Origin of the sequence: Helicobacter pylori (genome assembly GCF_014496965.1) — a bacterium.
GTDB classification, from domain to species: Bacteria; Campylobacterota; Campylobacteria; order Campylobacterales; family Helicobacteraceae; genus Helicobacter; species Helicobacter pylori_CZ.
In genome coordinates this window covers 132,416-146,183 of the sequence record NZ_JACTCR010000002.1, presented here as the reverse complement: position 1 = coordinate 146,183, position 13,768 = coordinate 132,416, and the positions used below count along the sequence as shown (strand labels likewise).

The 13,768-nt window shown below is 37.6% G+C and carries 10 protein-coding genes and 1 pseudogene; 1 reads left to right on the top strand and 10 read right to left on the bottom strand.

Annotated features, from left to right (window positions below; translation table 11 throughout):
- Positions 1 to 340 precede the first annotated feature (340 nt).
- Both hofD and hofC read right to left on the bottom strand, forming a co-directional pair.
- A complete protein-coding gene (gene hofD / locus H7O61_RS01710) occupies positions 341 to 1,738 on the bottom strand; it encodes an outer membrane beta-barrel protein HofD (protein WP_165568051.1) in 1,398 nt (465 codons plus the stop codon).
- 71 nt (positions 1,739 to 1,809) lie between these two features.
- On the bottom strand, positions 1,810 to 3,405 hold the full coding sequence (gene hofC / locus H7O61_RS01705; protein ID WP_187874952.1) for an outer membrane beta-barrel protein HofC: 1,596 nt from the start codon (positions 3,403 to 3,405) through the stop codon (positions 1,810 to 1,812).
- Positions 3,406 to 3,691: 286 nt separating this feature from the next.
- Between hofC and H7O61_RS01700 the strand changes: the two genes are divergently transcribed.
- The gene (locus H7O61_RS01700) at positions 3,692 to 4,636 is read left to right on the top strand and encodes a catalase family peroxidase (protein ID WP_187874951.1); all 945 of its coding nucleotides are present in this window, start codon (positions 3,692 to 3,694) and stop codon (positions 4,634 to 4,636) included.
- A 232-nt stretch (positions 4,637 to 4,868) separates the two neighbouring features.
- Here H7O61_RS01700 and H7O61_RS01695 read toward each other — a convergent pair.
- The 8 genes and pseudogenes from H7O61_RS01695 to hopJ form a co-directional block, all read right to left on the bottom strand.
- Positions 4,869 to 5,627 (bottom strand): annotated as a pseudogene (locus H7O61_RS01695) (restriction endonuclease).
- Positions 5,620 to 6,675 carry a DNA cytosine methyltransferase gene (locus tag H7O61_RS01690; protein ID WP_187874950.1) on the bottom strand — a complete coding sequence of 352 codons (1,056 nt, stop codon included), beginning with the start codon at positions 6,673 to 6,675 and terminating at the stop codon, positions 5,620 to 5,622. The pseudogene H7O61_RS01695 and the gene H7O61_RS01690 overlap by 8 nt, the downstream one beginning before the upstream one ends.
- Before the next feature lie 86 nt (positions 6,676 to 6,761).
- Positions 6,762 to 7,385 carry a GIY-YIG nuclease family protein gene (locus H7O61_RS01685; RefSeq protein ID WP_187874949.1) on the bottom strand — a complete coding sequence of 208 codons (624 nt, stop codon included), beginning with the start codon at positions 7,383 to 7,385 and terminating at the stop codon, positions 6,762 to 6,764.
- Positions 7,386 to 7,387: 2 nt separating this feature from the next.
- On the bottom strand, positions 7,388 to 8,317 hold the full coding sequence (locus tag H7O61_RS01680) for a DNA adenine methylase (protein ID WP_079295522.1): 930 nt from the start codon (positions 8,315 to 8,317) through the stop codon (positions 7,388 to 7,390).
- 15 nt (positions 8,318 to 8,332) lie between these two features.
- Positions 8,333 to 10,132 carry a translational GTPase TypA gene (gene typA, locus H7O61_RS01675; protein ID WP_187874948.1) on the bottom strand — a complete coding sequence of 600 codons (1,800 nt, stop codon included), beginning with the start codon at positions 10,130 to 10,132 and terminating at the stop codon, positions 8,333 to 8,335.
- 45 nt (positions 10,133 to 10,177) lie between these two features.
- On the bottom strand, positions 10,178 to 11,026 hold the full coding sequence (locus tag H7O61_RS01670) for a glycosyltransferase family 9 protein (RefSeq protein WP_187874947.1): 849 nt from the start codon (positions 11,024 to 11,026) through the stop codon (positions 10,178 to 10,180).
- Positions 10,992 to 12,629: a class I SAM-dependent methyltransferase gene (locus H7O61_RS01665; protein ID WP_187874946.1), complete on the bottom strand. Its 1,638-nt coding sequence runs from the start codon at positions 12,627 to 12,629 to the stop codon at positions 10,992 to 10,994. The genes H7O61_RS01670 and H7O61_RS01665 overlap by 35 nt, the downstream gene beginning before the upstream one ends.
- Positions 12,630 to 12,637: 8 nt before the next feature.
- The gene (gene hopJ, locus H7O61_RS01660) at positions 12,638 to 13,765 is read right to left on the bottom strand and encodes a Hop family outer membrane protein HopJ/HopK (protein WP_231623810.1); all 1,128 of its coding nucleotides are present in this window, start codon (positions 13,763 to 13,765) and stop codon (positions 12,638 to 12,640) included.
- Between the last annotated feature and the right edge of the window lie 3 nt (positions 13,766 to 13,768).

Below are 13,768 nucleotides of genomic sequence, written 5' to 3'. Positions count from 1 at the left end.
CCATTGGTATTTTAACGCTCCGCTTAGAGTGGTGGCTAAACCTTGGCTTAAGTTCTTGGTGGTGGCTGGTTTTAAGCTTTCGGCGATCTTAGCGTCGTTTTTAAAAAGCTTATGAAAACCGCTCGCTATGTCAATGTATTCTTTAGCCTTGGGCGTAGTGAAAACGTCTTCTTTAAACTCGTTGAGTTTGTTGAAAAACTGCGTAGGGTGTGCTGTGGTGTTCTAGTGTATTAAATATTTAATAATAAAGTTAAATAAAACTTTTTGAGTATTAATATTTGATTGGAGCGAAGCCTTTCAATATTTTAAAAAGGCCAATCAAAAATATAAGGATAAAAGGCTAGTAAATCCTAAAACCATAAGTAATGTTAAACATTATATGACTCCTGTCAGAATACACATTGTGTGTTAAAGGTTGCGTGCCAGGCCCATTAGGATCGACTGGAACATACATGCCACAATACCCAATACAATAGCCTTTTTTGGTGATATTGCCATAATATTCTAGTTTTAAATCCATTCTAATATTATATTTATTAGAAAAATAACTCAAAAAGAGCGCGAGACTCCTTTCATCAGCCCTTGGGCTATCCGTCCAACGGCCTAAAATTTTCCAACTAAACCCTCTATATTGTGAGCCTACATACAAAAACCCGTTAATAACATCAGCACCAACGATATTGTTAATTTCTGCGTCATAAATACTATTTGTCCAAATGTTATACCCCAAAGGGTCGCCATAAATACCTATATCGCCATTAGCGTTACCGATATTTTTATAGACACTGCCCCCAAATTGCCACTTATTATAGTAAAAACGAGTGCGGAAGAAATAAGTTTGCCCGCTTTTTCCTAACGGCACTTGTTGGAAGAGGATAATATCATTCTGATTGGCTGGAGTGGCAAAAATGGGGAAAAACCCCACGAAAGTGCCTACAAAACGAAAGCCTTTATTGTTGAAATTAGGGTTGGTGTCATAAGTGATATTAATGCCTGGCGCATACATTCTTTGAAAGATCGCATAAAAATAAGGGTTGATTTTTAGGTTGTCTTTTTCATATTTCAAATCCGCAATCATTAAAGCCTTACCGCTTGTATAGTAGCGCCCAAAATACCAAAACCAGTCGCTTGACGCTGAAGCCCTAGCGTCTGAATACATCACCCTTAACCTGGTGTCTTTATATTTGACAAAGCCTTCAACCCCTTGAGTGTAAGAAGTGAACCAATCATACTCTTCAGCATCATAGCGCCCCCCTTTCACGCCAAAACTGAATTTGTCTTTTTTGTAGTTGTAGCTCAAAAAAGCGTTATGCACCATGGCTAAACGAGGTTTTTGCACTTGCAAACCACTATGCCCCGCATACCAACCAATGTATTGCCAAAAGATACCCGCCCCAAAAGGATCGGTCCTAGAGCCGGGCTGGCCATTAGGGATATTGTTGCCTTGATAGGCGGTAGAGTCATAGGGAAGCGCTGCCATCATAGCCCCCACTTCTGCTCTCAAACCCTTGTATAAGCCCATGCTCAAATTCAATTCGCCGAGTAAAGAAGTGTAGCTACCTGTAGGATAAATGTCTTTAGAAGGTTGGTATCTTTGGTTGTTAAAGCCAAACTTGGTATAGCTGCTCACCTTTCCAACAATACTCATGTTGAATTTATAAGCTTGAAGTTTGGATAAAAAAAGACCAGAAAAAAGCAAAAAAAATAGAGCGTAAAAAAAATATTTCTTAATTTCCAAAGCCCTAACTCCCAAAGATATTAAAATAAAAATGCAAAAAAAGGCATATCTAAGAGAATAGGGGAACTCCCTTAGAAACTATAACTGATGTGTGTCATCAAATGGCTTCTGTCTTGAGTAATGCTTTTTGCGATACCACCCATGTTTTGAGGGCCTTGCGCAAACGCCGAAGATTCAAACAAACCATTATTCAAGTTGAGCGGCTGACCGTTTGGCCCAAGGAAACCGGTTCCAGGGTTGTAACCCGCACGGATTTGGAACTCTAACCACACGAGTTTGAGACCCGCTTTAACATGTTTGCTGAACTGATAGTCTAAATACATACCGATACCATATTCCAATGCCCTTGGAGCGGTGGTGAAGCGCTGATAAACGCTCCAACTGAACTTACCATGCTTACCTCCACCTTTAACATACTCAGTGAACGCGTCAGCATCGGTAATGTTGTCAATCCCTGCAAACCCTAAGCTGTAGATGCCACCGACCCATTGTTCGATACCATCAAGAGCCACAGGGTTACCCCAAGTACCCAAGTTCATGTTAGGGTTACCGATGTTGAGATAAGCACCACCAACCACAAAGTAGTTGTTAATGTCTATATGGTGGTGCAAATAGAGCGTCGCACCACCAGGACCTTGCAAGCCACGCCACTTACCATTATCCAAGAACGGATCCCAAGTGTTATAACGAGCGGGTGCGTAACGGCCGTATTCAGCGTTATTCCAACGATAGTCATACAACACATAGAAAGTCGTTTTATTCCTTATACCTCTACCGCTAAACTCAGGATTGGTATCGTATTCTATTTTAGCACCGGGCAATGTACCTACCATTGGGATGAGATACACATAAGGGTGAATCATTAGATTCTTTGTAGGGCGATAAATAATACCGGCTTTATGAATACCCCAAGGCTTTTCACGATAAATGGGGAACAACCATTGACCATCAGCGATACCACGACCCCAAGAGCTAAAGAGCAAGAACTTCATCTTATTCGTGAGCTTGAAAGTCCCATAAAAACCTTGGAACAATTGGTAAATCCAATCCATTTGCTCCTGCTCAGTAACGTCAAAGCGCCCCATTACCATATGGACTCTATCGCTATCATAGGTGAGATTCGCTTTATAAACTTCATAGCGCCTTGAATGCCCGGGCAAATAAGCGTTAGCCGGATAGTAATTAGGGAACAAGCCGTTCCACTCACCCATATACATATAGCCAATACCTCTAGGGTCAATAATACCACCTGGCCCTTGCTGTTGCCACATTTTAGTCGCATTCATACAAAGACTCAAAGAATCCGTGCCACAAGAAGTTTTATCCCAATAGCTTGGGGGGGTAAAATCCTTTGCCCACCTATCATACCTAGTGTTATCATAAACTTGTCCGCCCAAAACACCGCCTACATTCACGGTCCATCCCCTACCTAAATGCACAGACCCCTCTAGCTTACCCGTAAGGTTAACAAAAGTCTCTGTAGGATAGATACCTTTAACAGGGTTAATAGGCGAACGGTTAAAACCCACTTTGGCGAAGTTGATAAAATCCCCATGCACTTCATAAGTAACCGCCCCTAATGAACCCGTAGTGAACAATAGTGGCAAGGTAAAACGCTTTAGCAATGTAGTCGCAGTAGCCGCAACTTTTCGTTTCTTTAATTTCATTCCTCTTCCTTACTTTACCTGAGAATAGATAAATTACTCTGTAAAAGTAATTGTAGCATAAAAGAATGTAGAATTAGTTGAAAATCAAGCTAATTTTTCTTAAAAATCACAAAATTTAAAACACAAGTTTATCCTTAAAAGCTCGCTCATCGCATGCAAATAGATAGGATAATCTTTTAATATCCTAATAAGATATTTAAAAAAGGCTTTTTTAAGGCTCAATAGGGAATTTACTGATACAATAAAAAGCATTGTTTTATATAAAAAATAATAATAAGGATCAAGAATGAAAAAAATTGGTTTGAGCTTGTGTTTGGTTTTTAGCTTGGGCTTTTTAAAAGCCCATGAAGTGAGCGCTGAAGAGATTGCGGATATTTTCTACAAACTCAACGCCAAAGAGCCTAAAATGAAAATCAACCACACTAAGGGGTTTTGCGCTAAAGGCGTGTTCCTCCCTAATGCGCAAGCAAAAAAGGATTTAGATGTGCCATTACTCAATGAAAAAGAAATCCCTGCGTCTGTAAGGTATTCTTTAGGAGGCGTGGCGATGGATGATAAAAGCAAAGTTAGGGGAATGGCGTTAAAATTAGAAAATCAAAACGCCAGCTGGACAATGGTGATGCTCAATACAGAAATCAATTTTGCCAAAAACCCTAACGAATTCGCCCAATTTTTTGAAATGAGAATCCCTAAAAATGGCAAGGTGGATGAAGCAAGAATCAAAAAGCTTTATGAAGAAGTCCCCTCTTATAGGAATTTTGCCGCTTACACCAAAACGATAGGGATTAGCTCAAGCGTGGCTAACACGCCTTATTATAGCGTGCATGCGTTCAAGTTTAAAGATAAGAAAGAAAAATTATTGCCTGCGAGATGGAAATTTGTGCCTAAAGACGGCATCAAGTATCTTAACCCCCAAGAATTAAAGCAAAAAGATTCAAATTATCTGCTTTCTTCATTCCAACAACACCTTAAAAATAAACCCATAGAATACCAAATGTATCTGGTGTTTGCGAATAAAAATGATGCCACCAACGACACAACCGCGCTTTGGAAAGGCAAACACAAGGAATTACTAATAGGGACATTGAAAGTTGAAAAATACGAAGGAATGGGTTGCAATAAAGATGTGTATTTCCCAGCCGATCTCCCTAAAGGCGTAGAAGCCCCTACTGATCCCTTATTCCAAATCAGGAATGAAGTTTATGGGATCACTTTTAATAGGAGGCAATAAAAAGGCTAAGGCAAATCAAAATATAAGTTGATTGAAAAAATGCGTTTTTATGGGTTTATGGGAGTGGGATTTTTGTTTAAAGCTTGAGCGCGCCCACTAAAACACTCGCTCCCTTATTTGAGACACACACTCACGCTGAATGTTGGGCAAAAATAACAAACATTCAATCCGCCTACCACATTTTAATGCTATTATCTTGTATTTTATTTAGGCCGTATTATGCTATTAGTTTTTATGAAAGCGGCTTATTTAGGTATTTCTGTAATTTTGTAATCAAAAAAGTTTTGCGAAATATTAAAAACGCTCTGCCCTTCCATTTGTTTTGTTGGCGGGTTATCCAATTCAAATCATTGTCTTTGATTTTAGAAATTTCTACGCACGCTACTTGCCCGTTAAACAGATCAAAATGCACCACAATGGTAGGAATTTTATCCGTTATCAAACGCCTTTTAGCTTCTAAAACTTTATGTTCTTTAATGTCATTGATCCCTTGAAACCCGCTTTGAACTTCTAGTAATAAATGATTGTCTAGCAAAAAATCGGCTTTAGGACTTCTTTTAAAGCTTTCTATGCTCTCAAAATTATCACCACCAAAAAATTTGATGGTTTCTTTTTGTGCACCAAAAAGACAAGCGATAAAACCCTTAAAAAACTCCGCTACTAAAAACCCACGCATCCAAGAAAAACAAACTTCTTCAGGCCTTCTGCCTTGATTATTCAGCTTATAAATAATATGAGTATCCACTATCTTTGAAAACACTCGCTCTATGGAGTTTTTAAAAAAGCATTCCAATTCATACTCATTATATTTAAAACAATAAACACTATTGATAGCGCTAAAAATTTCAATAAGCCTTTTTTTGAGCGCGTTTAAATAATTGAAATCAACGCAAGGTTGTATGTCTTTAGCGCCTAAAAATTCCTTAAACGCGTTTTGAGAATTAAAACCCAATAAATTTCTATAACCTTTAAAATCGTTATTATCAAACATTTTTACCCCTTAAAAAATCAAAGACAGCATGAGCGAGTGCTGCACTCAATAAAGGCGGCACGGCATTGCCAATTTGCAATCTTTTAGCGCTAGCGCTCCCACAGAATTTATAATTATCAGGAAAACTTTGCAATCTTGCCCCCTCTCTAATACTTAACGCTCTAGAGTCTCTTGGATGGATACACCTAGAACTGCTTGGAGTAGAAAAATTTCTTGTAATAGTGGGGGCTGGTTTTTCCCACCACATTTTGGCATAGGTATTAGTATAACCACTTTTGGGGCGTAAATTTTTGGGCAAATCATCTTTACTCTGTCCGTCTTTTAGCGTTTGCATGATTTTTATCAGTTTTTCATTGTTTTTAGGACTGCTATGCTCGCTTAATTCTTTAGAATTTCGCACAAATTCCAAAAAAACGTTATCCGCATTTTTAAGATAACCTAAAGCATCGCCATTTTCACCGCTTTGAATGGGTGGTAAATCCCCTAAAGCGTCTTTTAGAGAAAAATGCGTTTTTATGGGTTTAGGGAAGTGGAATTTTTGTTTAAAACTTTTATGTGTGCCTACTAAAATCACTCGCTCTCTCATTTGAGGCACACCATAATCTAGGGCGTTTAAAATGGCATGCTCTAAAATATAACCTCTCTCTTTAAAAGCGTTACAAATTCGTTGGAACAATTGCCCTTTTTGCATAGACATTAAACCCACCACATTTTCAAAAACAAATATTTTTGGTTTCACTAAATCTAAGATCCGCAAATATTCTTTAAACAGATTCGCTTTTTCATCCATTTTTCTTTTGCCAAGCGTGGAGTAGCTCTGGCATGGTGGTCCGCCTAATAGAATGTCAATTGAAACGCATGGCAAGTTGTGGCAATGAAGTTGTGCAATATCGCATAAAATGGTTTGTGCCTCTTTATGATTGGCTTGATAGCTTAAAATGGCATCTTTGTCTATATCGTTAGCCCATATTAATTCAAAATGAGAATGCACAGAAAAGCCATAGCTCAATCCTCCAGCACCACAAAAAATATCTGCTACTTTATACAAGTTTTATTTTTTCCTTTCATCTAAACCCACACTTTTTAAATGGAGTAAAACTTAAAGCCTTTTTTTGAGGTTGGGTTAAAACCAATTCAATCTTTTAAAGTTCTGCTAGGTTTGTCAATCGCTTTTCTATGAACAGCTTTTTCTCTGTTTTGAGCTTTTTGAGTGGTATTGGCATGCTCATCTTTAATATCATTTGGCCAATCTTTACCTTGCTCTCGCGCATTCCATTCGGGCAATGCGTCATTATTATTGTTTCTATAATCCGTCAGGCAAGCTTGCTCTAAAAGTTTATAGCTGATGCTTGCGTCTTTGATTGCACAAAAACCAAACAAGCCTTTCACTTGAGTTTCAAAATTAGGCTGATAAATCATGTAAAATTCTATTTTAGCCCCTGTGAGTATCGTATGGTAAAGAAAATACCACACACCAAAACTTCTAATACTAGGCCTCCCTTTGACTCCCCCATCTTTATAAATATTGAGCGTGCTTTTAATCCCACCATCCGCTTGAGAGCCACCGATTTTTTTAATCTCACCATCCACTACAATTAAATACACTCTAGCCACATTTTGAGTCAAAATATTTTGAGATAGAGATTGATTGTTTTCATCTTTTAAATCCTTAAGATAGTTGAAATTCAACTTTGTGCTGTCTTTCACGTATTCTACATCAGCGATTTTAAAGGCAGTTTTGACCTCGCTAATATGCATTTTTACTCCTTGATGATCAATAGCTCATGAGATTGTTTGACATGGTTATTATCGCCTCTTTCTAAGCGGTTTTTACCCATTCTGGTTTCGCCTTGTCCCATAGTGTATTGCCAAGATGGTTCTAAGATTTTAAAATCCTTATAGGCATTCCTTACCAATTCGCAGTCATTATAGCTTAAAATAAATGGCCCTTTATGCCTTTTTAGCATGTGAGCCAATACTTCATGTTTAAAACCATTGTGGTGGATAGGGAAATTACGCATAGGATAAATCCCCTTAAACATTTTAGAATTTTCTAACACATAAGGGGGGTCAAGATAGAAAAAATCATTAGGATAAGCGAGCAACACTTCTTCAAAACTAGAGCATTCCACCTTTAAACTAGGGGCGTTAAAATCTTTAATTTTTAAAAGGGTGTTTAGATAGCGTTGTTTATCGGTATAAATTTTATTCATCCACCCCAAAAATCCCGGCCCATAGCTTAAATTAAAGTTAAAGTAATAATCTCTAGCCAAAACTAAAGGGTCTAAAACGCATTCTTTTTTGTAATGGGCTTTTAACTCTTGTTTGATAATGTTGTAAGTTTCTTGCGTAGGTTCTAAAGAAAGCAAGCTGTTATAAAGAGCTTGTTTGTCTTTGAGCAGCGCTTGATAAAAATTCACTAAAATGTCAAAAATATCAAAGCCCAACACTTCTAAACCTAGCTCTGTTGTGCATGCAATTTCTACGCTCCCCCCACCTATAAAAGGGCTAATAATCCTACGCACACCATTAGGTATACACTCCACTATTAACCCTACGGCTAAAGACTTGCCCCCACCATATCTTAAAGGGGCTTTTATGTAGCGTTTGTAACGCCCATTATTAGAACGCAAATTGTGCAAAAAAATGTCTTTTTTGCTAGCGTTTTGGTTGAATAAATTCGCATGCATTCCAAAAAGTTTTATTTATTTCTTCGCCCTTTTCCTCATGTTGGGGTCTAAAATCTTTTTCCTGATCCTTAAATTCAAGGGGGTAACTTCTAAAATCTCATCTTCTTCAATCCATTCTAACGCCCTTTCTAACACCATAGTCCTAGGCGGGGTGAGTTTGATCGCATCATCGCTCCCACTCGCTCTCATGTTGGTTAAATGCTTGGATTTGATAGGGTTGACATCTAAATCATTATCCCGGCTGTGTTCGCCAATGACCATGCCCACATAAACCTTCGTTTGGGGGTTGATAAAAAGCACGCCTCTTTCTTGGATATTGAAAAGGGAAAAAGCGGTCGCTTCGCCATTTTCCATGCTAATGAGCGCCCCATTTTTGCGCGATTCCACGCTCCCGCTAAAAGGGCGGAATTCCAAAAAGCTATGATTCATCACGCCTTCGCCTTTAGTGTCGGTTAAAAACTCGCTCCTATAACCGATAAGCCCTCTTGCAGGAATTTCAAATTCTAATCTTGTATAGCCATCGCTCATGGGATTCATCGCCTTCATCTCGGCTTTTCTTTTGCCTAATCTCTCAATGATAGCCCCGCTAAAATCTTGGGGCGTGTCAATCACTAAATGTTCAAAAGGCTCGCATTTAACGCCATTTTCTTCTTTAATAATGACTTCAGGGCGTGAAATGCTAAACTCAAACCCTTCACGGCGTAAATTTTCAGCTAAAATGGTGATTTGCAATTCCCCACGCCCGCTCACTTTAAACTTGCCTTCGCCCATTTCTTCGCATTTCATAGCGATATTGGTTTGCATTTCTTTTAAGAGCCTGTCTTTCAATTTATTAGCAGTAACATGCTTTCCTTCTAACCCGGCTAAGGGCGAATCATTGACAGCGAAATACACGCTCATCGTAGGCTCTTCTAAATGCATGGGATCTAAAGGCATGGGGTTAGCAGGATCAACGACGCTATCGCCCACATCCATTGCGTTAAAGCCGGCAATCGCTACAATATCGCCCGCATAAGCGTTTTCAATCTCAGTCCTAGCCAACCCTAAAAAGCCTATAAGCTTAGTGATACGGCCATTTTCTTTACTCCCATCGCTTTTCATCAACAGCACGCTTTCATTCTTTTTAACCGAGCCATTAAACACTCTAGCGATACCGATTTTGCCCATATAATTGTCATAATCAAGCGTAAAAATTTGCATTTGCAAAGGCTCATCAACGCTCCCGCTAGGGCTTGGCACATGCTCTAAAATCGTTTCAAACAAAGGCTCTAAATTTTTCTTTTCATCGTCTAAACTTTTCATCGCATAGCCATCCCTAGCAGCGGCATACACCACAGGGAAATCCAATTGCTTATCGCTAGCCCCCATCGCTACGAACAAGTCAAAAACTTCATCCACCACTCTATCTGGTTCAGCGGCAGGCTTATCAATTTTATTCACCACCACAATAGGGCAAATCCCAAAACTCAAAGCCTTTTTAACCACGAATTTAGTTTGAGGCATGACCCCTTCTTGTGCATCCACTAGGAGAAGCACCCCATCCACCATTTTCAAAACGCGCTCCACTTCGCCCCCAAAATCAGCATGCCCAGGAGTGTCAATGATATTGATTTTAGTGTCTTTGTAATAAATAGCGGTGTTTTTAGACAGGATAGTGATGCCTCTTTCTCTTTCCAAATCATTGCTATCCATCACCCTTTCATCCACTTTTTCCCTCTCACTAAATGTGCCAGATTGAGAAAGTAAGCCATCTACTAGAGTGGTTTTCCCATGATCAACATGCGCGATTACAGCGATATTTCTAATATTTTTCATGAATGTCCTAACAAGCAAAATTGAAATTAGAAGTATAACACAATATTATAATAGCCCCAAATGGCGGAATTTTTTGGCTAAATCCTGTTCTATGAAATGGCTTTTATGGGCTTTTAGAAAATTCTCATTCCCACCATTAGGTGGCATGAAATCGTCATTATCCCTATAAAAAAAGATAAAATAATTTTTCTTTAAATAGTAAGCCAAATGGATTAAAAACGAATCCCCCCCTATATACAAATCGCTTTCTAAAATCAGGTTTTTAACTTCTTCTAAACTGGTTTTAGCACGATAATGAGTAACTTCATCTTTTAAAAAAGCGTATCGTTCTTCAAAATCTAAAAGCGTAACACAAAAGGGCTTTAAGAGTTTTAAAACGATTTTTAAATGCTCCAAAGAAATATTCCTATCATTTTCTCTTGTGAAAGGGTTGATTAAAATCTTTTTGGGGTTTTTTAAACTCATGGGATATAAAGGGTTATCAAAAACATGCCCATAAATTTGAGAGAACAACTCCTGGCGGTTTTGATAAACGTTTTTAATTTCTTTATTTGGAGTGGTTATGGAAACAAATGGGGCTAAAAGAGCGCTTCTAAAGTCTTGTTTTTCTAAAATCAAATGTTTGATTTTGTGCTTCTTAAGCGCTTTTAATAAACGCAAAAAATCCTTCATCGCCAAAAAAACGCCTTGTTTTTTAAGGTCATAAAAAGCGGGGACATTCTCAAAAACAGGAATGATTTCAAAATGTTTTTCGCATTCTAAAAGCTTGGCGATTTTTAAAGTCAAATGAGTGCCTAGGATTTTAAGGGGCTGTTGCTGCTTGAGAGCGATTTCTTTTAAAAGGCTAAGCGTGATAAGGTTATCCCCTAAAGCCAAAAGACAAGCGATGCGCATGGTTTTTCCTGATTGTGAAGTGTTTAGGGTCTTTTTTTTCTATCCCTAAATTTTTTAAATAAAATTTTTCATCAAAACTATTGTTAATAAATTGCGCAAATAGGGGCAAACATTCCAAATCTTTTCTTAAAATTTTATGCGTTTTAAAAAGCGATTCAAAAATGAATTGCATTAAATCGCTGTTTAACAATTCTTTTAACGCATGAGCGTCGATAGGAAAATTTTCTTTTAAAACAAACATGTTCGCGCTATTTAAAAAAAGGCGTTGCTTATTGTCATAAAAAAAGACCAGTTTTGAAGAAATGAATTTATACACGATTTTTTCTCTAGCCTGATAAAGGCTTAAGGGAGCGACTTGCTGGCAGTCTTTTAAATCAGCGTTAATGAATTGGCTAGGGGCTTTTAATCCGTCTTTTAAAATATCTGAACCCCTAAAAATAGGAATGGTATTTTTTTCTTGTTTGGGGTGTAATTTTTCTTTATTGTTACCTGTAACAATCCCTAAAGCAAAATGAGCGTTATTTTTTAAAGTCATATGGGGAATGGAAAAAAGGTGGTCTAAAATTTTATTTTCTTTGCTAGAGCAATGGATATTAAAAATCTTTTTAGGGTTGTTGAAAAAAGAAGAAGGCGATCGTTTGAATGGTTTATTTTGATAAAAACATGAGATTTTTTGATCCTTATTAGGGGTTTTTTTAAGCACCAAACCCACAGCCTTAGTCATTAGATTTTTAAAGGGTTTGTCAAAATCAATCAGGCTTCTCATTTGAAACTTTAAAGCCATTTCTCGCATTTTGTTAAACGCATCAATATTCAAACAACTTTCGGGTAATAATAGCCCCAAATGAGCGTTTTCTTTTAAGCAATTCAAACTCGCTACAAAAAAGAGCGATGCACTGTCTAGGCTTTGAGAGAGATTGAATTGCTGTTTGAAATTTTCTTTTTGGTTTTGGTTGTATTTCTTACCCCATGGCGGGTTAGTGAAAATGCAATCAAATTGCGGGGTGTGTTTTAAACTTAAAAAATCTTTTTGCATGATATTAGGGCAATCTAAATGATAACGCTCTTTAATACGCTTTTTAGTCAAAGTGACAGCAAAAGCGTCTGTATCATAGCCATAGATATTTTCAACCTTAAACCCCAGTTTTAAAGCATGCATGATAAAATTCCCACTCCCCACAGCCGGATCGCAAAAAATCGCTTGGGAGGTATCAAAATCTTTAGGGAGAGTGAAAAGTTGTTCTACTATCCTATTAGGAGTGTAGTAAATGCCTTCTAAATTTCTGGTGGTATTAGAAAGCTCTTCTTCATAATGAGAACCCAACTTTTCTAAATCAGAGCTATTTTCTAACATTTCTAGGTATTTTAAAATCAATTCTTGATGGTTATGCGCGCTTTTTAAGGATTTGTTAGCGTATTTGTTAAGCTTGTTTTTCCCTAAATGGTTGCGGCAAAAATCTAAAAAAGAACTCGTTTTCACATAAATTTTATGATCAATTTCTAGTTTCTCTAAAAGATTGGTTTTGATCCAATTATGCACGCTGCTATGAGAAACACTGATTAAATGAGCGATTTCTCCAACAGAAAGAGCGTTTGAAGGCATTTTCCCCCCTAAAAACTATAAACATAACTCACGTTAAACATGACAAGGCGTTTGAAAAAGAGGGAAGCGTTTAACCCCTTGCCATGCGTTTCATAAAAGGAATTGACCGCTAAGGGGATTTTTAAGCCCATTTCAAAGCCGTTATGCCTGTCCATATTCACACGAACCCCAAAATTCAAAGGGATCTGGAAAAAACTCGTGTGCATTTTAGCTTGATAATTAATCAAATAATTGTTGATAAAATCCGTTTCACTCACCCACATGCTCAAACCACTCCCTACCCACGAACTCCCCGCTAAAGCAAAGCCCGCATAAAAACCCACGCTAGAATGTTTTTGTGCATTATCAATGAAATTATACAGATAGTCTATTCCAAGCCCATAAAGGTGGTTATTCATTTTGCCCAAACCATCAAAGCCATTACCCACAAAACCAAAATTAGTATAACCATAGTCATAGAACAAGTAATAGCGAAACCCTTGATTTTTTTTCTTGGTAAAGAAATGCTTATAACCCACATTCAAAGCTACCCCATACATGCTTGAAATGTTTTTAGAATAAGAGTTAGGATCAAGCGCGTTTAGGGAATTTGAAATTTGAGCGATTTGAGAAGATAAAGAAGAAAGCATGCGGTTTTGAGATTGAATAAATTGCACTTCTAAATTTTTTAAGTTTTCTTCAAATTCTAAAGGGTTAGTGGTGGGTTCTTGTATTTTTTCTAACGCTTGGACCAGTTGTGGGTTAGATGCAACGCCACCGCTAAGCATCACGATTTTTTCAATATTTTCAAAGCTGGATTGGAGGTAGTATTTCTCAGCTTGCATTTCAGTAGGGGTTAATTCAGAATGGTTTTTCAAAGCGTTGTTGATATATGCAAAGGTTTTAGGCATGCTTGTGATTTCATTTTTAACTTGATTGAGTTTATCAATCTTATTTTGAGCGTTAGAAATGATTTGGATGCGTTCTTGATTCAAAAAAGGGTTATTGTGTTGGATTGCATGACTGATGGAATATTCAAACCCCACGCTCGCATACGCCCCATTTTCTTCAGCGATACAAAAAGATAAGAATAAAGATAAAGATAAAAATAAAGATGAGGGTAAAGATAAAGGAAATAAGGTTTTTTGAAATTGCATGGG